Raw genomic sequence first — 21,416 nt, 5'->3', positions numbered from 1 at the left:
AAGGGGCGTGCCATTATTGACTGAACGTAATTTTGCCGGCGCTGGCCGGTCGCGGGAGATGCGGTTGTCTGCAAAGAAAACGACGCGCGGCGGTGCGGCGCACAAACCCTGGCCACTCGAACAGCGGCCGGGCTATCTGATCCGGCGGCTGCATCAGATCCACGTGGCTCTCTTTCAGGAAGCCTGCGCCGACTTCGAAATGACGCCGCTGCAATACAGTTTGCTGTCGGCGCTCGCGGCGCGAGGAACTGCCGATCAGACCAGTTTAGCCGCTGATATTGCTTTGGATCGGACCACGACCACGGGCGCGCTGAAGCGCCTGGAAGCCCGCAAACTGGTCGAGCGGCCGATAAGCGATGATGACCGGCGTGCGCGCGTTTGCAAGTTGACGTCGGCGGGCGCGTCGTTGCTGAACAAGATCGAGGGGGCGGCACGTGACGCCCATCGCGAGACGCTGACTCCGCTCAGCCGAACGGAACAGGACCTCTTTCTCGCGATGATGCAGCGCATCGTGGCTGATCATGCCGAGCGGACGCGTGATTCCGAGGCACCGATTTGAAGGCGAGGTTGATTGGAATGATTAAAAATTGATCGCGGCTGTCGCGAATTCGTGCACACAAGCGCTTTGGCGGAGCTCGCGCATCAGGCCGATGCGGCCGGAACGTATTTGCAGACACTTCTGTTTGGTGCCGCAACCGCACGGCCTGATTTGCTTGGAGATGCAACAAGTTCAACTCCATCAGCCGCAAGATGGGGAGCTTGGCTTATTTCGGCAGTTTGACGATCCAACGTATTGAAGTTGCTGAATAAAGATGAGAATGAACTGGAGTGCAATACCGGATACCGCGCGGCATCAACGAGCAGATTATGGATCGTAACGACAAGCTCTACGGGCTATGGCGCGAGCAGGGCGGGGCCTGCTTCTATTGCGATGGCCCCACATTCGTTCTTGATCGCGAGACCAAGGATTCTGCGCGCCGCCGCCTTCGTATCGAAGTCGGCGTTTCAGGTGCTGGCAAGCATCTGAATCAGCACGTTGCCACGATCGACAGCGCGACCAAGGCAATGGCGTGCAAATTCTGTAACTGCAGTCGTGAGGGCAAAAGTCCTGCGGCCCATCGCAGAGCCATTCAGGCAAGCGTTGCAGCCGATCAGCATCCCGTGAATCGCTTGATCGAGGCGTATGGAGACGGGCGTCTGTCGTGGCGACTGATCGGCGGCAGCTGACGGGCCGGCCTGCTACCGCTTGCGTGTCGCTCTATCCGCTCCAGCGCATCGCCAAGGCGGAAGAGATCGTACGCGATTTTCGACATCAATGGCGCGACCCACTTCCACTGATCAGATGATCCTGGTCGCGATCAGGATCGAGAGCGACAACAGCACCGCGATGATCACCACAATGAAGGGCAGCATCGCGCGATAGGCGTCGCGCTCGTGGCCGGGCGTGCCGGCGAGATTGCAGACGATCGACATCCGCACCGGCGAGACCATGTTGAGGGACAGCGCTGCGGCATGCTGGAGCGCAACGACGGCGGCGATGTCGAGTCCTGCCTCGGTCGCCAGGCTGAGTTGGGAAGGCATGAATAGTCCATTGGCGGCATTGCCGCTATTGGCAAGTGCGCCGAAGATCGCTGAGATCATCGGCGTCACCGTCACCGACCAGACGCCAAATGTGCTGAACATACCGCGCGCCAGCCCGTCAGCGATCCCCGAGCTCGACAGCAGCTCGGCCATCATCGAGAAGATGACAATGGTTAGGACCGCGAGACGACCGGTCTTCCAGGCCGCGCCGATCTCGCTTGAAAGGGCACGCCGATGGCCGCGCAAAACACCAGTCAGGATGGCCGCGACGAGGAGCCACGTCCCGGCATGGAATAGCGGTGCCCATATCGGGGCGCCGGCAAATGGCTCGATGCTCCATGTGGTTCGGAGGCTCTGACTGAGCGGCGGCAACAGCCGCGTCGCTGCCAGCCAACCGATGAGAAGCGTGAAAGGCAGCATGCGCCGTGTTGCAACGATGAGCTTGGTGCGATCTGGCTGTTCATCGATCAGGTAGCGCAGCACGATCGCCGGACCGAAAGCCGCCAGCATCGCAGGTTCCGGCCCGAGATAGGCGGTTGCAACGATGGCCAGTCCCAGGCTGCCGACGAGCCATAGCATTTCGCTGATACGTTCGCGCCAGTCGGCACCGATCCCGGCGCGATCGGCCATCCGCCAATAGATCGGCAGCCAGAGCACATTGAAGATCATGTAGATCCCGCTGGTGCGCAGCGCGAGCGCGGTCGGATCCATGCGTGCGAAAGCGGCGCCGACCACCGCACCGCTGCCCATGGCGCCCCAAACGATCATGGTCTGGCTGATCAGCGAGAAGGCAAGTAATTCAATGGGTTTGAGACCGAGCCGGCGGATCAGCACCATCGTGCCCATGATGCCTATACCGAAGCCCGTGGCGGATTCCGCGAACGGGCCGATGAGATAGCAGGCTGTAAACAACAGGCGTCGTCGTGCGCGGTCATCCCGCAACGTCTCCTCGACAGGCATCGTTGCGTTGCCGGTCCTGATCGCCATCTGCCAGAACAGCAGGCCACCGAGAATATAGGGGACGACGATCCAGCCGATCCATGCGCCACGCAACAAGGCAGTGGCGGCGTCAACGAGAGAGAATAGATGCGGCGCGGTCGTCATTGCCACGGCAAATGCTGTGGCGAGACCGATCAACGATGCGGGAAGCGTTCCAGCCCATCCGCTGGCGATTGCGCCAATGACCGCGAGCGCTGGCAATGACCAGGCGAGGTACAGCAATTGTCAGCCTCCCTAACTTTGCTCAGGAGGACTGAAGACATACGAACAAGGCACAACGCGCCCATGGCATCGCAACGCCATCCCTGCTGGGGCACAATGCCCCGGCGCGGGTCGCCGCGCCAGCGCCTTCAGGTCAAGCTGTGCGACGCCAGCGGAAGAGCAGCCATTCGCTGTTGAAGGATGACATCATCTAACGGTCTATTCCGGTTTGATTCCGGCGTCCTTGACGACCTTCGCCCATTTGTCGATCTCGGTCTTGATCTGCTGCGAGAAGGCGGCGGGCCTTCCGCCAACGGGCTCGACACCCTGATCGAGGAAGCGGCGTCGGACATCCTCCTGCTCGAGGATTGCATTCATTTTTGTATTGAGTTTCCGGACGATGTCCTCAGGCATTCCCGCCGGGCCGACGACGCCGAACCAGACATTGACCTCATAACCGGGGACGCCGGCATCTGAGACAGGTGAGATCTCCGGCGCAAGTGCGGTGCGTTCCCTGCTGCTGACGCCGAGAGCGCGCAGCTTGCCGCCATTCACCTGTGGCAGCACATTCGGAGTATTGTCGAAAGCGACGTCGATATGGCCGCCGAGCATGTCGTTCACCATCGGCGCGCTGCCTTTGTAGGGCACGTGGACGATGTCGACACCCGCCATACTTTTGAACAGCTCCATGGACAGGTGATTGGATGAGCCGATCCCCGTTGAACCGTAGGTCACCTTGCCCGGGTTCTGGCGTGTATAGTCGATCAGCTCCTTGACGGAATTGATGGGCAGCGACGGCTTCACCACCAAGAGATTTGGTGTCTGTCCGGCGAAGATGATCGGCGTGAAATCCTTCACCGTGTCATAGGGCAGGTTCTTGTAGATGCTGGGATTGGCGCCGAACGGAAAGGCAACGCCGAGCAAAGTGTAGCCGTCGGGCGCTGCCTTGGCGACGGCCTCGGTGCCGATCAGGGTCCCGCCGCCGGGCCGGTTTTCGACCACCACAGGGACGCCCAGAGACTCCTGAAGTTTCTGCGAGAAAATTCGCCCGAGCGTGTCGTTGAAGCCGCCGGGCGGATAGGGGACGATATATTTGATCGTCTTGCTGGGATAGACTTCGTTCGCCGGCGGGGTGGCCTGCGCGTGTGCGCAGGCGGTCCCGACCAGCAGGAGGACGAGCGCGCGACAGGCGAAGTGAACGAAACGCTGGGCGCGCAGTACGACTTCCACCTGACGCGTGTCAGACATAGCATGGTCCTTCGATCAGCGGGTGGGCGTTGATGAAGGCTTCGTCGATCTCGACGCCGAGGCCGGGAATTTCCGACGGCGCGACGCAGCCATTGGCATCTAGCTTGTAGGGAATACCTCCAACTTCATCGCGGAACGGATTGTGCTTGGCGACGTCCCCCTCGAAGTAACCGGGGTCCTCGACAGCAGTGAGCACATTGATGGTCGCAGCCATGTTGATGCCCGTCGCCGAAGTGTGCGGATTGAACGACAGCTTCCAGGCCTGGGTCATGCCGGCGATGCGCATTGACTCGGTGACGCCACCGGTCTTCGACAGGTCGGGCTGCACGAAACTGACGGCGCGATCCTCGATGAGGCGGTTGAATTCGTAGCGGGTGAAATGGTTCTCGCCAGCCGCAAGTGGCGTCGAGCCCATCGCGGCAGCGGCCTGATATGAGCGATAATCGAGAGCCGGGAAGGGCTCTTCGAGCCAGCCGATCTGCAGGTCGTCATAAGCCGGCATCACCCGGCGGACATCGTCGAGCGTATAGCCGGTATTGGCATCGACCAGGATCTCGATGCTGTCGCCGACAGCCTTACGCACCGCAGTGGCGCGCGCCACGTCGTCACGCGGATTATCGCCGACGCGCAGTTTCACCGCGCGATAGCCCTGAGCCACATAACCCTGTGCTTCTTCTGCGAGCGACTCCGGCGCCTGCCAGCCAAGCGAGATGCCGCCGGCATAGGCCTTGATCGGCTTCGACGCACCGCCCAGCAGTTTGTAGAGCGGCCAGCCTGCCGCCTTGGCGCGGATATCCCACAAAGCGAGGTCGAGGCCACTCAGTGCCATGGCGGCGGCATAGCCCATGCCGTGGCTCGACAGCTGCATCTGATAGACGCGGTGCCAGACGCCGATGACGTTCATGGCGTCCATGCCGGTGACCAATTCAGCAATCGTTGTGTCGATCAGCTTGGCGATGGCGCCGGGGCAGCGGCCGTGATGGGCTTCACCCCATCCGGTGAGGCCTTCGTCGGTCGTGACCTTCACCAGCACGGCGTCGCGCTTGACAGCGCGGCCGATGCCGAGACGCACATTCTGGCCCTGCGGCACGCGGTAGGAGATTGGAACGGCTTTGATCGCAGTAATCTTCATGGGAGCCTCATGCTGCCTTGTGACCGGGATTGACGAGATTGCGCGGCTGTTCGCCGCGCAGGATACGAAGCATTTCTTCGGCGGCGCCGACGGCCATGCCACGGCTGCTGCTGGCGGTGAGCGCCGCCGCATGCGGCGTCAGCAGCAGGTTCGGGCAATCGAACAGCGCGTCATCGGCGGGCAGGGGCTGGATGTCGAATACATCCAGCGCTGCACCACCGAGCTTGCCGGTTTTGAGTGCAGCGATCAGCGGCGCATTCTCCACCACGGCGCCGCGCGAGACGTTGATCAGCACGGCGTCGGGCTTCATCTGTGCGATGCGTGCCGCATTGACGAGCCCTCGTGTCTCGTTCGTCAGCGAACAGCAGATCACCAGCGCGTTGCTGCGTGCGAACAGCTGGTCGAGCGAGACTTCCTCGACATCGGCGGGCAGCGCGCCCTTGCGACGTGACGTTCCGATCACCTTCATGCAGAACCCGTGCTTGGCGATTTGCGCGACACGGCGACCGATCGTGCCAACGCCGAGAATCCCGAGCGTGGCGCCATTCAGCTCGGTAAAACTGTCGGTTGTTGCGCGCGCAGCGCTCCAACCCCTGTCCCGCAACAGTGCGTTCATCACATGGATGGGGCGACGCAGATGCAGGAGGGCTGACATGATGTATTCAGCGACCGCCGACGTGTTGCTGCCGGGCAGGTTGGCGACGGCGATGCCGCGTGCCGTGGCCGTATCGACCGGAATGAAATCGAGCCCGACGCCATGGCGAACCATGCCTTTCAGACGCGGTGCATGATCGACGATGTCGTCCGGCAGTTTTGCACGCACGATGATGCCATCAGCCTCTTTCGCCCATGCGCGCAACGTTTCCGGTTTGGTGTCGGGTGCGGTGATCAAGTTTGCATGTGGCTTGAGGATCGCCTCGCCATCGGCATGCATTGAATTAGTGAGGAGGATGGTGGGCAGTTCAGGCATCGAAGGCCGGTCCTTCCGTGATGGGATTTGCAAGCTCACCCAGACCTTCGACGGCTGCGATCACGCTTGATCCCGGCTTCAGCCATGCGGGCGGTCTGTGCATTGCGGCAACGCCGGCGGGGGTTCCCGTGGCAATGACGTCGCCGGGTTCGAGAGGACCGCGGTGTGAAAGCCACGACACCAGCTCGGGGACGTCGAAGATCATGTCCTTGGTCGATCCCCGCTGCAGCACCTCGCCGTCCACGGTCAGGGTGACGCTCAGCGCATGCGGATCGCCGATCTCGTCCGCTGAAGCGAGGAACGGGCCAAACGGACCGAAGGTCGAAATATTCTTGCCGCGGACGAAATTGCCGTCGGCCTTGATCATTTCACTGGCGCTGACATCGTTGAAGCAGCCGTAAGCTGCGACATATTCGAGTGCTTGTTCCTTCGAGACATTCACTGCGCGCTTGCCCATCACGGCCGCAAGCTCCGCTTCATATGTGCAGCCGCCGATTCCCGCTGGCAACACGATCATGCGTCCCGTCGCAATCACCGTCCTCGGCGCCTTCATAAACAGCACCGGCTCTGACGGCGGCGCGATGCCGCGTTCGGCGACGGCATCGCGATAATTATGCGCGATGCCAAAGATGCGCGGCGGCGCTGGCAGCGGCGCCAGCAGCGTCACCTTGTCGAGGGTGAGTTGCGCGGCTTCGGCCAGACCATGCGCGGCGATGATGCTGACGATCTTGCCGAGGCCGGCATCGAGAAACGACTGCAACTGCGGTGCGGTGCCGTTCAGGCATGTCCGCATCGATGCATGTGCCAGATCGAAAATTATATCGCTCGGCTTCGTGCCGTCGCCTTGCAGAACGCCGGCCCGCGTCGAGCCAGATTCGACAAAAGTCACAAATTTCATGATTGCGATCCCGCCATCACGCGACGCGATATTTGTCGATGACGGAGCGATCGACCTCGATGCCGAGGCCGGCTCCGGTCGGCACCGCGATGACGCCATTCACCTGTTCGATCGGCTTGACCGCGAGATGATCGCGGAACGGGTTTTCCTCCTGTTCGAATTCGAGCATTGGTGGCATCGGAAACAGGCTCGGCGGCTGGTTCGGGATCGAAGCGAGGAAATGGATGGTGGCGGAAAGGCCAACCACCGACCCCCAGGCATGCGGCACGCATTCGACGCCATGGGTGCTGGCAAGCGCTGCGATCTTCTTGCATTCGGTGATGCCGCCAGCCGCGCAGACGTCAGGCTGCACGATGTCCATCGCCTTGCGCACGATGGCATCGCGAAAGCCCCAGCGGGTGAATTCGTTCTCGCCGCCGGCCACCGCCATGTCGAGCGACCGTGTCACTTCGATATAGCCGTCGATATCCTCCGGCGAGATCGGCTCTTCGAACCATTCGATGTCCAGCTCTTCCAGCTTGCGGCCAAGCTTGATCGCGGCGGGCACGGTGAGGCAGTGATTAGCATCGACCATCAGCTTGATGTCGGAGCCGATCGCCTCGCGCACGGCCTTGACGCGCTCATAGTCGCGCTTGATGGAGCCGAGGCCGATCTTCATCTTGATCGCCTTGAAGCCGGCCTTCTTGTAGCCGACAGCTTCCTCCACGGCTTCATCGACCAGGCGCTCCATATCGGTGAAATAGAGTCCCGTCGCGTAGCAGTCGACTTCGGTGCGGAAGGCGCCGCCGATCAGCTTGTGCACCGGCTTGTTGCAGACTTTACCGATGATATCCCACAGCGCGATGTCGATGCCGCTGATGGCGGCGATCGACATGCCCTTGGGGCCGTAGTCCTTGATGCGATTGTAGAGGTCCTCCCAGATCACCTCGATATCGAACGGGTCGCGGCCGATGACGCGGGGCGCGAGTTGCGTATCGATGAAGGACTTTGCGACAGCGGAGGGGCCGTAGCACTCGCCCCAGCCGACGATGCCGTCATCGGTTTCGATTTCGACGAGGCAGGTGCCACGTGTCTTGTAGAGCCAACCGCGTGACGACGTGAACGGGCGCTGCACGGGAGCGGCGACAACGTGGCAGGTGATCTTCTTGATTTTCAATGTGAGGTCCTCGACGAGTACGGCAGATGAATGCGGCCGGCGACGCATCGCCGGCTGCGGTTATTCCTTCGGGAAGGTTTGTGCGGCGACCTTGCCGATAGCGACGGCAACGCTGTCGACTTCCTTCGTCAGTGCGTCGCCGGTGAGGTCGTCCACCAGGAAGACGTTCTTCTTGGCGAATTCCTTGAAGCGCGGATCCTGGATCGCGGCACGGAAAGCGGTCACCAGCTTGGTGCGCACATCGTTCGGAAGTTCTGCGGGGCCGACCACATAGGCCATCTGCACCACAGGACCGTAAGGGAAGACGTCGAAGCCGCGTTCCTTGAAGGTCGGCACCTCTGGGAACATCTCCAGCCGCTCATTGGCGAAGATGCCGATCGGCGTGAGCAGCTTTTCCTGGATCTGGCCAAGGGTCTCGGAAGGTTTCAGCACACCGGAGTCGACATGCTGGCCGATGAGGTCGGCCACGACTTTCGAGCCGCCGGTATAGGGCACGTTCACATATTCAACGCCGGCGGCGCGCGCCGTCATCGATGCGAAGATGTGGTTGAGATTGTAGCTGCCGGGCGTGCCGATGGTGACCTTGCCGGGCCTGGATTTCATATTGGCGATATAATCGGACAGGGATTTGATCGCGCTGGTGGAAGGCACCAACAGCATCAGCGGATCGGTGGAGACCCGCGCAATATGCGTAAAGTTCGCATTGGTGAGGCCGCTCGCCTTGTTCTGGGCGATCAGCGCCAGCGTCGAGCTGGTGCCCATGCCGATAACATAGCCGTCAGGCGCAGAACTCGCGACACGCTTCATGCCGATGACACCGGTCGCGCCGGGAACGTTTTCGATGACCAGCTTGATGCCGTGCTCGCGCAGAATCGGATCGAGCGCACGCGCGGCCACGTCGTTCGAGCCGCCAGCGTTCCACGGCACGATAAAGGTGATGTCCTTTTGCGGGAACCCGGACTGAGCCGAGGATGGCGAGACGGCAGAAACAGCAATTCCAGCGGCGCATAGCGCTGCACGCCCGAAGGACGCGATGATCGACATTGTTTTCCTCCCATTTTTGTTGTTTGTTATAACAACCAATCTGGTGGGTCAACGCGATATCTGCATCCCCGATTGCGGAATCGGGGCGGGGTAGGCTAGCGAGCAGGGAATGACATCGCTTAAGCGCATTGAACGTGAACCGTTATGGGATTTGGCTCATGCGCAGCTCCGCGACGCGCTGCTGGCTGGCCGCTTTGCGCCGGGAACGGTGCTGACACTGCGATCTCTGGCTGAGACGTTTGGAACGTCGATCACGCCTGTCCGCGACGCGGTTACGCGTCTGGTGGCGCAGGGGGTGTTGCAGCAGGGACCGCGCAACGCGGCGATCGTTCCTCATCTCACGCGCAACGAACTCAGCGATCTCACCGTCGTGCGCTGCGCCCTCGAAGGGCGCGCGGCACGTGAGGCTGCGAAGAGGCCGCAGGCAGCATCACTCGAACGGCTTCAGGCGCTGCTTGCGAAGATGCAGTCGCTGATCGCGTCTCGGTCGCTCGAAAGCTATCTCGAGCATCATCGCAAGTTTCACTTCGAGATCTATGCGATGTCCGGTGTTCCGATTCTCGTCGAGACCATCGAAAACATGTGGCTGCGCTGCGGCCCCGTTCTGTCCTTCGTGATCCCCGAATATGTGGTGCTGCTGAAGGGCTGGGACCATCACACCGCCGCCCTGAAGGCGATTATCGCCGGCGACGGTGAAGCGGCCGAGCGTGAGATCGTTGCCGATATCATGGAAGCGGCCCAGTATCTGAGCGGTCTGGCCGATACGGGCGGACAGTTGCGGCGCCCACTGCCCGAGATTGCAGCCGGCTGAGTTTGGTTACCGGCAAGATTGCCGCATCCACAGCTGCGGGCAGGCACCTAGATTTTAAACCGCGCTCCGCCTATATTGCTTCTGTCGCAAGACGATGGCGCTGAACCTCACGATGGACCGCAGGCAGACCCGGGGGCAGTACCCGGCGCCTCCACCTCAGCAGCTTCTGATTGGATTTCTCTTCAAGAAGTCGGTCGCAGGGCTGCTCAGGCGGGGGCGAAACAGGATCGATGGCTGCGAAGAAGTCGCGAATTGTGCTCGGCATGATACCGCCGTTATCGGGTCAAAAACCTAAATGCCAACGACAACGTTAGCATGAACGAAGTGCGCCTCGCGGCGTAACCGTTCGGGGTTGGTCCACCTAGCAACAGAACGGCCGGCCGCGTCATCCTTCGGGATGGCGCGGTTTTATTTTTGGCGCCGCGCCGTCGAGCCTCCCGCGAGATGTGTCGACCTGTCGCGCGTGCGATTGTGCAATTGCAAGCTGTTGCCAAGGGCGTGACGCAATTCGATCACTTTGCAATGCAAGTTGTTGCGCATTCTCGATCGGACATGAGGAGGAGCAACCCATGGCGCGGAATTTCGGCGTTCACCGGCGGTTCAACCATTCGGCCGATGCCCCGGTGTGGCCGCTATGGATGGTGACACTCGCGGCGGTTGCCGTGATCAACGCGGCGACCTTTTTACCGCCCCGTTAGAGACGGCGTGGCGAGGCGACGCAATTCCGCCTCGTCATTACATGTCCCAACAGAAACATCTGCCGTAACGAAAATCCGGGCAGTGCGCTTTCCAGCACGGCTATGTTTCAGATCTACGGGAGTTGCGCTGCCCGAGAGCGGCAGTTTTGTGTTTACCATAACCTGCCTCTCCTCATTTTCGCCCTGATCCGGCTACGATATATTCACCACGCGATGTGGAAGTGGGGAACATCGTAATTTTGCGGTCGCGTGTTGCCCGATGGGCAGATGGTCGCCGGAATGGTATTGGGGCGCATGGGGATTCTTCGGTCACACCGCATCGGTCGTGCTGCAAGCGCAGCAGCGGCCATGAGCGCCTGTCTGGCGCTGGCCAACTGCTCCCAAACAACCGGCTTCAGCCGTGTCGATCCGAAGTATGGTGTCTCCAGCAGCCCGCGCGTGGTGGGCATGGGCGAGCCGGTTCCAAAAGGTGGCGGTACCTATCGCGTTGGCAAGCCTTATGTGGTTGGCGGCCGTACCTATGTTCCTGAAGAGGACGAAAATTACCGCGCCGAAGGGATCGCGTCTTGGTACGGCGACGCCTTCCACGGTCGCCTGACAGCCAATGGCGAAGTGTTCGACATGGCGTCACTCACGGCGGCACATCCGACGCTGCCGATTCCGAGCTATGTCCGCGTCACCAATGTGCGCAACGGCAAGTCGCTGATCGTGCGTGTCAACGATCGCGGTCCCTATCACGGCAATCGCCTGATCGACGTGTCGAACAGGGCGGCCGAACTTCTCGAATTCAAGAGTAACGGCACTGCGCGTGTGCGTGTTGAGTATGTCGGACGTGCGCCGCTGGAAGGTTCCGACGATCGTCAGCTGATGGCAACACTGCGTACCGGCGAACCTGCGCCATCGCCGTCGGTTGTGCGTGTCGCCTCCGCACGCTCCTTCGTGCCGGATATGCAGGGCGGCCGGGTCGTTTCGCGCGACGTTCCGATGCCGGAAGGGCGGCCATATTCGCTGGGCAACACTGCTGCGGATCGCCAGACGTCGGAGATGTCGTCGTCCAGCCGCTATCGTTCGGCTTCCGCTTATCCCGCCGCTAACCCGCGGGTCGTTTCCTATGAGGGGAATGCCGATTACGCCGAGCCAGCTGCGCGTAATGACGGTACCGTGGATGCCCGCGGCGCTGCTGCGATTCTGTCCGGTCGCGGCCTTTATTGAGCAAGATTTGATCGGGATTTCCGCTTGTTAGCCGCCTCGCCAGGCGGGGCCCGCGTTGTTCAGGCAGGGTGTTGCTGTTAAGACCTGATCACTCGGGACACGGCATGACATCTGGCTTCCTCACACCAAAATCCTCGCTTTGGCGACAGCTTGTCGCCGGCCTGCTCATGGCGGCTTTTGCGCTGCAGCCGTTGGCTCATGCCGCCAATCAGAGCGTGCAGGGCGCCAAGAAGGCGGTTGAGGAGGGGGGCTACGACACCGACGCGCCGACCGCGATCCTGATCGAGGCAAGCTCGGGCGCTGTGCTGTTCGAGAAGAACGCCGACGAGCTGCGCGCCCCGTCCAGCATGATGAAATTGATGACCGTTGAGGTCGTGTTCGACGCCCTCACCCGAGGCGACATCAAGCTGACCGACGAGTACCGCGTCAGCGAGAATTCTTGGCGCAAGGGTGGCGCGCCTGCCGGTGCGTCTACCATGTTCGCTGCGCTGAACAGCCGCGTTCCGGTTGCCGATCTCCTGCGCGGAGCCATCATCCAGAGCGGCAATGACAGCTGCATGATCATGGCCGAGGCTATTGAGGGTAACGAAGCGGCATTTGCCGAGCGAATGACCAGACGCGCCCGCGCGCTCGGCATGCCGAAATCCACCTTCGCCAATTCGAGCGGGTTACCGGATGCCGGCAACAAGATGACTGTACGCGAGCTCGCAACGCTCGCGCGTCACATCATTCGCGCCTATCCCGAATTCTACAAGATCTTCGGCGAGCGGGAATTCACCTGGAACAAGATCCGTCAGCAGAACCGCAATCCGCTGCTTGCGACGCTGGAAGGTGCCGACGGTTTTAAGACGGGTTACACCAAGGATGGCGGCTACGGCATGGTTGGCTCGGCCGTGCAGAACGATACGCGACTGATCGTGGTTGTGAACGGTCTCGAGAGTTCCGATGATCGCGCTGCGGCTGCCAAAAAGCTGCTCGAATGGGGTTTCAAGAATTTCGAGGTCCGCAGCGTCTTTGCCGGCGACCAGGCGGTCGGTTACGCAAAAGTGTTCGGCGGGAACAGGGGCTCGGTGGCGCTGGTCAGCAGGGACCCGGTCAAGGTCATGGTGCAGAAGAACGGCAACGACAAGCTGATCGCGCGCATCGTCTATAACGGGCCGGTGCAGGCGCCCGTCCGCGCCGGCCAGCCGGTCGGTATGGTGAAGGTCTGGCGCGGCCAGCAGGTCGCCGTGGAAGCGCCGGTCTATGCCGCCGACGCGGTCGGCACCGGCACCACTTTGCAGCGCGCCGTCGATGGCGCCGGCGAGCTGATGATCGGCCTGTTCCGCGCCGGCGCCGCAAAGCTGTGACCATGACGGAGACGCATCCCATAGCGCCCCAGCGTGGACGCTTCATCACATTCGAAGGCGGAGAGGGCGCCGGCAAGTCGACGCAGATCAAGCTGCTCGCCGATCGCCTCAACGAAGCCGGCATCCGCGCCATCGTCACCCGCGAGCCCGGCGGCTCGCCCGGCGCCGAGATCATCCGCCATGTGGTGCTGTCCGGTATGGGCAAGCTGCTCGGCGCCGAAGCCGAAACGCTGCTGTTCGCCGCCGCGCGGGACGACCATGTCCATGCGGTCATCAAACCGGCGCTCGACCAGGGCATCTGGGTGTTGTGCGACCGCTTCTCGGACTCCACCCGCGCCTATCAGGGCCAGCAGAGCAACGTCGCGCCGGAACTGTTGACGGCGCTGGAGCGCGTCACCATTGGTGGGTTGAAGCCTGATCTCACGGTGATCCTCGATCTCCCCGTGGAAGTCGGCATGGCGCGAGCTGCCGCCCGCCGCGGCACTGGCATGCCGGATCGCTTCGAGGCCGAAGGTATCGCCTTTCATCAGGGTTTGCGCGATGCGTTCCGGCAGATCGCCATGGATGAGCCGCAACGCTGCGTGTTGCTGGACGCGACGCTGTCGCCCAAAGCCGTCGCCAACAATATCTGGCGTGTGCTGCGCAAACGCCTGTTGCGGGAGGCTGCGCACGCATGAGCAAGGCCGAGCCCGAGATCACCGTTCCGCATCCGCGCGAGACCACCGCGCTGTTCGGCCATCACGACGCCGAGCAGACGCTATTGGGCGCCTATAGCGGCGGCCGCATTCCGCATGCCTGGCTGATCTCCGGCCCGCAGGGCATCGGCAAAGCGACTCTCGCCTATCGCATGGCGCGCTTCGTGCTCGCGCACCGCGATCCCGCGTCAACGCAGGTACAATCCGCAGAGACGCTCGATCTCGATCCCGAACATTCCGTCGTCCACCAGGTTGCGGCCGAGGCGCATGGCGGGCTGCTGGAAATCCATCGCACCGCCAACGACAAGGGTGTCCTGCGCACCGTCATCACCGTGGACGACGTGCGCGAGACCGTCGGCTTCTACGGCTCCACGGCCGCTGTCGATGGCTGGCGTGTCTGCATCGTCGATACCGTGGACGAGCTCAACACCAACGCCGCCAATGCGCTGCTGAAGGTGCTGGAAGAGCCGCCGCTGCGGTCGCTGTTTCTGCTTGTCACCCACGCCCAGGCACGCGTGTTGCCGACCATCCAGTCGCGCTGTCGCAAGCTGCCGCTCCGCGCGCTCGCGGCCGCGGACGTGCTCTCCGCCGCTGCGTTGGCCACGGGGCGTGACGAGAGCGATCCCGAACTGCGTGAGGTCGCGGACGCTTCCGAAGGCAGCGTCTCCCGCGCCGTCAATCTGCTCGGCGGCGGTGCGCTGAAACTGCATCAACGCACGGCATCGCTGCTGAATACGTTGCCCCATGTGGACCCCCGTGAATTGCACGCGCTCGGCGATGCCCTCGGCACCAGCGACCGCGTTGCGCTTGCGGCTTTCACTGACAGCGTCGATCGCTGGATCGGCGAGCGGCTGCGCGCGGACGAGGGGGGCCTGAACGCCAATCTGCCCCGCCTTGCACGCCTCGCGGAGGTATGGGAAAAGATTGGCAAAGCCGCGCGCGAGACCGAATCCTACAATCTCGAGCGAAAACCTCTGGTTTTCTCGGTATTTAGCCTGCTCGCAGAAGCGACGCGCTGACACCATTTTTCACGCGGCAGGACCGGATAACTGAAAGGCTTTCGCGCCGATGGCGAATGCGTCGAACAATACCTTTTACATCACCACCGCCATCGCCTATCCGAACGGCGTGCCCCATGTCGGCCATGCCTATGAGGCCATCGCCACCGATGCACTCGCGCGTTTCGCGCGGCTCGACGGCAAGGACGTGTTTTTCCTGACCGGCACTGACGAACACGGCCAGAAGATGGTGCAGACGGCGCAGCGCGAGAATATGCCGGTGGCCGATCTCGCGACCCGCAACGCCGCCCGCTTCAAGGCGATGGACGAAGCCCTCAACATCTCGTTCGACCGCTTCATCCGCACCACGGAAGAGCAGCACCATCGCTCCTCGCAAGAGTTGTGGAAGCGCATGCAGGCGAGCGGCGATATCTATCTCGATTCCTATGCCGGCTGGTATTCCGTCCGCGACGAGGCCTATTACGCGGAGGACGAAACGACCGTCGGCGAGGACAAGGTCCGCCGCGGCCCGCAGGGCACACCGGTCGAGTGGGTCGAGGAGAGCAGCTACTTCTTCAAGCTGTCCGCCTATCAGGACAAGCTGCTGGCGCTTTACGAGTCCACCGATTTCATCGGTCCGGAATCCCGCAAGAACGAAGTCGTGAGCTTCGTGAAATCCGGCTTGAAGGATCTGTCGATCTCGCGCACCACCTTCGACTGGGGCATCAAGGTGCCCGGCGACGACAAGCATGTGATGTATGTCTGGGTCGATGCGCTGACCAACTACATCACCGGTGTCGGCTTCCCCGATGAGGGCGACGGCAACTGGAAATATTGGCCGGCCGATGTGCATATCATCGGCAAGGACATCATTCGTTTTCACGCGGTGTACTGGCCGGCCTTCCTGATGTCCGCCGGCATCCCGCTGCCAAAGCGCGTCTATGCCCACGGCTTCCTGTTCAACAGGGGCGAGAAGATGTCAAAGTCGGTCGGCAATGTAGTCGACCCCTTCAATCTCGCCGAGCAGTACGGCGTCGATCAGCTGCGCTATTTCCTGCTGCGCGAAGTTTCGTTCGGGCAGGACGGCAGCTACAGCCACGAGGCCATCGTCAACCGCACCAATGCCGATCTCGCCAACGACCTCGGCAATCTCGCCCAGCGTTCGCTGTCGATGATCGCCAAGCAATATGGCGGCGCGCTGCCGGAGCCGGGCGCGTTCAGCGATAACGACAAGGCGATCCTCGCTCAGGCCGACGCGATGCTCGAACAGGCGCGCAGCGCCATGGCGACACAACAGATTCATCAGGCGCTGAATGCGATCTGGGCCGTGGTCGCGGAGGCCAACCGTTATTTCGCCGGCGAGGCGCCATGGGCGCTGGCCAAAACCGACCCCGCCAAGCAGGCGACGGTGCTCTACACCACCGCGGAAGTCGTGCGTCAGGTCGCGATCCTGGCGCAGCCGGTCATGCCGGCCTCTTGCGCGAAACTGCTGGACGTGCTCGGCATTCCCGCCGACGCGCGCGACTTCGCGGCGATCCCGAGCCGCATCAAGCCGGGTACGCAGCTGCCGATCCCGACCGGCATCTTCCCGCGCTATGCCGAGCCGAAGCCTGAGTGATCCGGAATGCTCGTCGATAGCCACTGCCATCTCGATTTCCCGGATTTCGCCGACGATCTCGACGGCATTGTCGCTCGCGCGGAAGCTGCGGGCGTCGGAAAGCTGGTGACGATCTCGACCCGCGTGCGCCGCTTGCCGGCGCTGCTGGCGATCGCCGAGCGTTTTCCCAATGTCTATTGCTCGGTCGGCACCCATCCGCACAATGCCGACGAAGAAGACGGCATCTCCGCGGACGAGCTGATCGAACTTACCAAACATCCGAAGGTCATAGCGCTCGGCGAAGCCGGCCTCGACAACTTCTACGAACACGGCTCCAGCGCGGCGCAGGAGAGGGGCTTCCGCGCCCATATCGCCGCGGCGCGCGCGACCGGCCTGCCGCTGGTGATCCATACCCGCGAGGCGGATGAACCATGCAGCGCCATTCTCGAAGACGAGATGAAGAAGGGCGCGTTCAAGGCTGTGCTGCATTGCTACACCGGCGGCCGTGAGCTTGCGATGAAGGCCATTGCCATGGGCCTGTCGATCTCTTTCACCGGCATCATCACCTTCAAGAAGTCGCAGGAGCTGCGCGATCTCGCCGCTGAACTCCCGGCCGACCGCATCATGGTCGAGACCGACGCGCCGTATCTCGCCCCCGGCAAATGGCGCGGCAAGCGCAACGAGCCGTCTTACGTCGTGGAGACGGCCAAGGTGCTCGCCGAAACGCGCGGTGTCTCCTACGAAGAGCTGGCGAAACAGACCACGGATAACTTCTTCCGCCTGTTCAGCAAGGCCTCTCGCGAAGGCAGCGCCGCATGACGCTGGCGCTCACCATTCTCGGCTCCGGATCGTCCGCGGGCGTGCCGCGCCCGGCACTGGGCTGGGGCGCCTGCGATCCCAATAACCCGAAGAACCGCCGTCGCCGCTGCTCCATGATGGCCGAGCGCATCGGGCCGGACGGAGTTACGCGCGTCATCATCGACACCTCGCCGGACCTGCGTGAGCAACTGATCGACGCCGATGTCGATGACATCGACGCGGTGTTCCTGACCCACGAACACGCCGATCAGACCCATGGCATGGACGACCTGCGCTCCGTGGTGCTGAAGCGTCGCAAGCGTATTCCCGTCTATATGAACGCCTCGACGGCATCGGACATCATGCTGCGCTTCGGCTACTGCTTCCAGTCGCCCGCTGGCAGCGACTACCCGCCGATCCTCGACCGCCTCGGCATCGAGGCCGGCGAGAGCCGCACCATCAGGGGGAAGGGCGGCGACCTCACGCTGACGCCGTTCCTGGTCCAGCATGGCAACATCCCCGCGCTTGGTTATCGCATCGACGACACCGCCTATTCGCCGGACCTCAATGACATCCCGAAAGAGAGCTGGCCGGCGCTCGAAGGCCTCGACCTGTGGATCGTGGACGGTCTGCGCTACACGCAGCATTCTAGCCATTTCAGCCTGAGTGACGCGCTGTCGTGGATCGAGCGCTTCAAGCCGAAACGCGCAGTGATCACCAACATGCATGCGGACCTCGATTACGAGGCCGTGCGGCAGGCGGTGCCGGACGGCGTGGTGCCGGGTTACGACGGCATGAGGCTCGAGATCGCACAGTTTGTGCGTCCCGAATCTGCAGGGAAGACGGAGTGAAAGCATGATGAACTTCGATCCTTCCCTGTTCGCTGCAGAGTGGTGTGCCGCATGGAACGCGCATGATCTCGATCGTGTTCTGGCGCACTTCCACGACGACGTAATCTTCACGTCTCCCATTGCGGCGAGCCTCCTGCCCGAAACGGGTGGCGTGATCCGCGGCAAGGCTGCTCTGCGCGCTTATTGGGAGGAGGGCCTTCGCCGTATCCCCGACCTGCATTTCACCGTCGCAGCCGTGTTTGCCGGGATCGATACGCTTGTGATCCAGTATCGGAACCAGAAGGGCGTCGACGTGTCCGAAGTGCTCGTGTTCGACGCGGGTCTGGTGCGTCAGGGACACGGCACCTATCCGAGCAAGATCGATAATCCCGCGGGAGCCAACGGCTGATCCGCCCTACGGCCGCAGTGCCGCCAGCGCCTTCATGGCGGCATTTTCCAGAATCACTTCGCCGCTCTCACGGCCATGCAATGCGATTTCCGCGGCTATGGCGCGGCCGATGTCGCGCTGATCGATATTGCCGAACCGGCCGGGCACGAGCCGCCCCAGCCATTCTACATAGGCCGGGGTATGCGCATTGCCGACAATGATGCCGGGGCGAAAGATTGTGAGACGGCGAAAGCCGACGCTGCGCAGATTGTCTTCCTTCATGCCCATGACGCGGACATAGCGAAACCGGCTACGTGCCGTGCTGCCGACGGCCGAAAGCAGGCAGAACTGCGCAATTCCCGCCTGATGGCAGCCGCGCGCAAACGCGCCGACCACGCCGAGCTCGAGCCGTTTCAGCTCCTCCTCGCTCCAGCGCATCGCCCCCGAACCGACACCCACACAACTCACCGCGCTCGCTGGCCCCTGGCTCAGCACCTCGCGTGCAACCGTTGCCACCCGTTCGGCAAAATCCGCTGCGCCGGTATCGCAAACCACGTTACGCAGTCGTGGCATCGGGGGGATGGGTTTGCGGGTGATCATCACCACTTCGCGGCAGTCCGGTATCGCGAGCAGGGCGGCGACGGCGGCGCCGCCGACTTGTCCGGTCCCGCCGAGCACGATGGCGGCGAAGTTCTCTGTCATGAAGCGCTCCCGGTGTCGAAGCGGATCACCTCGCCGTTCCGATACTGGAAAGTATGGCCGATCGTCAGGTCCTTCAATCCATGGGGCCGGTGATCGGGCATCTCCCTGTTTCTCACGGCGAGGAGCGCGCCTTCGCGTATCCCGAACCATGAGCTGGTTTGGGCTCGGCGTCTGCAGCGATCCTTAGACGCCCGCTGCGTGGGGCTCCTTGGGATGAGGGGGCGGGCGCTCCCCACTCAGCTCTCGAACGACCCCGTCGATTTCACCCGGTCGCGCAGCATGAATTTCTGGATCTTGCCCGTGGAGGTTTTCGGGATCGGTCCGAACACAACCGCTTTCGGCGTCTTGAAACCCGGCAGCGTCGCGCGGCAATGGGCGATGATCTCGGCTTCGGTCGCCTGCGCCTTGTCCTTCAGCTCCACGAAGGCGCACGGGACTTCGCCCCATTTCGCATCGGGCTTCGCCACCACCGAGGCGAATAGCACCGCGGGATGCGTATACAGCACGTCCTCCACCTCCACCGACGAGATGTTCTCGCCGCCGGAGATGATGATGTCCTTGGAGCGGTCCTTGATGGTCACATAGCCTTCGGCGTCGAGCACGCCGAGATCGCCGGTGTGAAACCAGCCGCCTTCAAAGGCCTCCCGCGTGGCTTTCTCGTTCTTGAGATAGCCCTTCATCACGATATTGCCGCGGAACATGACCTCGCCGATGGTCTCGCCATCGCGCGGAACCTCCTGCATGGTCGCGGGATCAATCACCGTGACGCTTTCCTGCAGGTGATATGGCACGCCCTGGCGGCGCTTGAGCTTGGCGCGTTCGTCGGCGGGGAGGACATCCCATCCGGGTTGCTCGGCGCAGACCGAGGCGGGGCCGTAGACTTCGGTCAAGCCGTAAACATGCGTGAGCTTGATGCCGATCTTCTCGGCGCCCGCGAGCACCGCCATCGGCGGCGGTGCCCCGGCGATGGAGCCCTGGATCAGCGGACCACCGGAATAGGTCGGCGCATCCGGAGCATTGATCAGCGTGTTGTAGACGATCGGCGCGCCCGACATATGCGTGACGCCGTGCTCCTTGGTCAGCGCGAAGATCTTGGTCGGGTCCACCTTGCGCAGGCAGACATTGACGCCCGCGCTGGCGGCCACAGTCCAGGGAAAGCACCAGCCGTTGCAGTGGAACATCGGCAGGGTCCACAGATAGACCGGATGCTGGCCGAGGCCGGCGGCGAGGATGTTCGACACCGCGTTCAGATAGGCGCCGCGGTGATGGGTGACGACGCCTTTGGGATTGCCCGTGGTGCCCGAGGTGTAGCCGAGGGCGATGGCGTCCCATTCGTCGAGCGGGAAGACCGACTCGAAGTCCGGGCTGCCGGAGGCCAGCGCCTCCTCATATTCGAGTTCGCCGATCCGGCTGCCGCCTGTGAAGGCGGCGTCGTCCACATCGATGATGAGGGGCTTTGGCCCGCTCATGAGGCCGAGCGCCTCGCTGATGACGACGGAGAATTCCGGATCCACCAGCAGCACCCTCGCGCCGCCATGGTCGAGCTGAAACGCGATCGCCGCGGCGTCGAGGCGGATGTTGAGGGCATTGAGCACGGCGCCCGCCATCGGGACCGCGAAGTGGACCTCGTTCATCGCCGGAATGTTTGGAAGCATGGCGGCGACCGTATCGCCACGCCCGATGCCGCGGCCAGTGAGGTAGGAGGCGAAGCGCCGGCAGCGCTCATAGGTCTCGCCCCAGGTGAAACGGCGCCCCTCGTAGACGGCGCTAGTCAGATTCGGATAGACCGCCGCGCTGCGCCGGAGGAAGCTGAGGGGTGACAGCGGGACGAAGTTGGCGGCGTTCTGGTCGAGACCGACGCTATAGACGCCCTGATCAGATATCATCGTGCACTCTTGTCTATATTTCAGCGAGATATTGAAGATATCTCACATAACAGTTCAGCAGCAGATTTTTATTACAAAATCAGATTAGATGTTATTAATAACATACTGATTTTACTTCATTTGTTTGGAATTTTCTCGTCATTGTGAGCGCAGCGAAGCCATTCCCGGCTGCACAAAACAAAGAGGGCTGCTTGCTTCGTTGCCACGTCCTCGCAATGACAGT

Annotated in this window: 21 protein-coding genes and 1 other RNA gene; 13 read left to right on the top strand and 9 right to left on the bottom strand. The window is 62.3% G+C overall.

Translation table 11 applies throughout. From position 1 onward, the window contains the following. The first annotated feature begins 64 nt into the window (after nucleotides 1-64). Nucleotides 65-559 (top strand): MarR family winged helix-turn-helix transcriptional regulator, encoded by a 495-nt coding sequence (locus E0H22_RS14145; RefSeq protein ID WP_430715151.1) that lies wholly within the window; start codon nucleotides 65-67, stop codon nucleotides 557-559. A 308-nt stretch (nucleotides 560-867) separates the two neighbouring features. Next, nucleotides 868-1,227, top strand: a complete 360-nt coding sequence (locus tag E0H22_RS14140; protein ID WP_233021645.1) for a hypothetical protein — start codon at nucleotides 868-870, stop codon at nucleotides 1,225-1,227. A gap of 111 nt (nucleotides 1,228-1,338) precedes the next feature. Here E0H22_RS14140 and E0H22_RS14135 read toward each other — a convergent pair whose 3' ends face one another. The 7 genes from E0H22_RS14135 to E0H22_RS14105 all read right to left on the bottom strand — a co-directional run bounded on the left by E0H22_RS14135 (nucleotide 1,339) and on the right by E0H22_RS14105 (nucleotide 9,229). Then, nucleotides 1,339-2,802: an L-lactate permease gene (locus tag E0H22_RS14135; RefSeq protein WP_233021644.1), complete on the bottom strand. Its 1,464-nt coding sequence runs from the start codon at nucleotides 2,800-2,802 to the stop codon at nucleotides 1,339-1,341. Between the two features lie 198 nt (nucleotides 2,803-3,000). Further along, entirely contained in the window at nucleotides 3,001-4,029 is a 1,029-nt protein-coding gene (locus E0H22_RS14130) for a Bug family tripartite tricarboxylate transporter substrate binding protein (RefSeq protein WP_233021643.1), read from the bottom strand. Then, nucleotides 4,022-5,161: a mandelate racemase/muconate lactonizing enzyme family protein gene (locus tag E0H22_RS14125; RefSeq protein WP_233021642.1), complete on the bottom strand. Its 1,140-nt coding sequence runs from the start codon at nucleotides 5,159-5,161 to the stop codon at nucleotides 4,022-4,024. Before E0H22_RS14125 ends, E0H22_RS14130 begins: the two co-directional genes overlap by 8 nt. A gap of 7 nt (nucleotides 5,162-5,168) precedes the next feature. Beyond that, nucleotides 5,169-6,131, bottom strand: coding sequence for a hydroxyacid dehydrogenase (locus E0H22_RS14120; protein WP_233021641.1), 963 nt, complete (start codon nucleotides 6,129-6,131; stop codon nucleotides 5,169-5,171). After that, nucleotides 6,124-7,029 carry a fumarylacetoacetate hydrolase family protein gene (locus E0H22_RS14115; RefSeq protein WP_233021640.1) on the bottom strand — a complete coding sequence of 302 codons (906 nt, stop codon included), beginning with the start codon at nucleotides 7,027-7,029 and terminating at the stop codon, nucleotides 6,124-6,126. Before E0H22_RS14115 ends, E0H22_RS14120 begins: the two co-directional genes overlap by 8 nt. A 16-nt stretch (nucleotides 7,030-7,045) precedes the next feature. Next, nucleotides 7,046-8,185 carry a mandelate racemase/muconate lactonizing enzyme family protein gene (locus E0H22_RS14110; RefSeq protein ID WP_233021639.1) on the bottom strand — a complete coding sequence of 380 codons (1,140 nt, stop codon included), beginning with the start codon at nucleotides 8,183-8,185 and terminating at the stop codon, nucleotides 7,046-7,048. Nucleotides 8,186-8,245: 60 nt separating this feature from the next. Next, complete coding sequence (locus E0H22_RS14105; RefSeq protein ID WP_233021638.1) at nucleotides 8,246-9,229, bottom strand: Bug family tripartite tricarboxylate transporter substrate binding protein; 984 nt, start codon at nucleotides 9,227-9,229, stop codon at nucleotides 8,246-8,248. Nucleotides 9,230-9,338: 109 nt separating this feature from the next. Between E0H22_RS14105 and E0H22_RS14100 the strand changes: the two genes are divergently transcribed. The 11 genes from E0H22_RS14100 (at nucleotide 9,339) to E0H22_RS14055 (ending at nucleotide 18,626) form a co-directional block, all read left to right on the top strand. After that, nucleotides 9,339-10,040, top strand: a complete 702-nt coding sequence (locus E0H22_RS14100) for a GntR family transcriptional regulator (protein ID WP_233021637.1) — start codon at nucleotides 9,339-9,341, stop codon at nucleotides 10,038-10,040. Between the two features lie 44 nt (nucleotides 10,041-10,084). Beyond that, nucleotides 10,085-10,423: a transfer-messenger RNA gene (gene ssrA / locus E0H22_RS14095) on the top strand. A gap of 186 nt (nucleotides 10,424-10,609) precedes the next feature. Further along, nucleotides 10,610-10,738, top strand: a complete 129-nt coding sequence (locus tag E0H22_RS25940) for a hypothetical protein (protein ID WP_283818725.1) — start codon at nucleotides 10,610-10,612, stop codon at nucleotides 10,736-10,738. A 294-nt stretch (nucleotides 10,739-11,032) separates the two neighbouring features. Beyond that, nucleotides 11,033-11,950, top strand: a complete 918-nt coding sequence (locus E0H22_RS14090; RefSeq protein WP_233026369.1) for a septal ring lytic transglycosylase RlpA family protein — start codon at nucleotides 11,033-11,035, stop codon at nucleotides 11,948-11,950. A 104-nt stretch (nucleotides 11,951-12,054) separates the two neighbouring features. Beyond that, nucleotides 12,055-13,299, top strand: coding sequence for a D-alanyl-D-alanine carboxypeptidase family protein (locus tag E0H22_RS14085; protein ID WP_430715150.1), 1,245 nt, complete (start codon nucleotides 12,055-12,057; stop codon nucleotides 13,297-13,299). Nucleotides 13,300-13,301: 2 nt separating this feature from the next. Beyond that, on the top strand, nucleotides 13,302-13,976 hold the full coding sequence (gene tmk / locus E0H22_RS14080; protein WP_233021636.1) for a dTMP kinase: 675 nt from the start codon (nucleotides 13,302-13,304) through the stop codon (nucleotides 13,974-13,976). After that, nucleotides 13,973-15,013: a DNA polymerase III subunit delta' gene (locus E0H22_RS14075; RefSeq protein ID WP_233021635.1), complete on the top strand. Its 1,041-nt coding sequence runs from the start codon at nucleotides 13,973-13,975 to the stop codon at nucleotides 15,011-15,013. The genes tmk and E0H22_RS14075 overlap by 4 nt, the downstream gene beginning before the upstream one ends. Before the next feature lie 49 nt (nucleotides 15,014-15,062). After that, nucleotides 15,063-16,610 carry a methionine--tRNA ligase gene (gene metG, locus E0H22_RS14070; protein WP_233021634.1) on the top strand — a complete coding sequence of 516 codons (1,548 nt, stop codon included), beginning with the start codon at nucleotides 15,063-15,065 and terminating at the stop codon, nucleotides 16,608-16,610. A gap of 6 nt (nucleotides 16,611-16,616) precedes the next feature. Further along, complete coding sequence (locus tag E0H22_RS14065) at nucleotides 16,617-17,408, top strand: TatD family hydrolase (RefSeq protein WP_233021633.1); 792 nt, start codon at nucleotides 16,617-16,619, stop codon at nucleotides 17,406-17,408. Next, nucleotides 17,405-18,238, top strand: a complete 834-nt coding sequence (locus E0H22_RS14060) for an MBL fold metallo-hydrolase (protein ID WP_233021632.1) — start codon at nucleotides 17,405-17,407, stop codon at nucleotides 18,236-18,238. Before E0H22_RS14065 ends, E0H22_RS14060 begins: the two co-directional genes overlap by 4 nt. A gap of 4 nt (nucleotides 18,239-18,242) precedes the next feature. After that, nucleotides 18,243-18,626, top strand: coding sequence for a nuclear transport factor 2 family protein (locus E0H22_RS14055; protein ID WP_233021631.1), 384 nt, complete (start codon nucleotides 18,243-18,245; stop codon nucleotides 18,624-18,626). 6 nt (nucleotides 18,627-18,632) lie between these two features. On the opposite strand, the gene E0H22_RS14050 is transcribed toward E0H22_RS14055, so the two are convergent. Then, entirely contained in the window at nucleotides 18,633-19,307 is a 675-nt protein-coding gene (locus tag E0H22_RS14050; protein ID WP_233021630.1) for a Rossmann-fold NAD(P)-binding domain-containing protein, read from the bottom strand. A 236-nt stretch (nucleotides 19,308-19,543) separates the two neighbouring features. Beyond that, nucleotides 19,544-21,193 (bottom strand): acyl-CoA synthetase, encoded by a 1,650-nt coding sequence (locus E0H22_RS14045; RefSeq protein ID WP_233021629.1) that lies wholly within the window; start codon nucleotides 21,191-21,193, stop codon nucleotides 19,544-19,546. Nucleotides 21,194-21,416: the final 223 nt, after the last annotated feature.

Origin of the sequence: Rhodopseudomonas boonkerdii (assembly GCF_021184025.1) — a bacterium.
GTDB classification, from domain to species: domain Bacteria; phylum Pseudomonadota; class Alphaproteobacteria; order Rhizobiales; family Xanthobacteraceae; genus Tardiphaga; species Tardiphaga boonkerdii.
The sequence above is the reverse complement of the archived record's forward strand: the minus strand, read 5'-3'. Positions and strand labels throughout refer to the sequence as shown.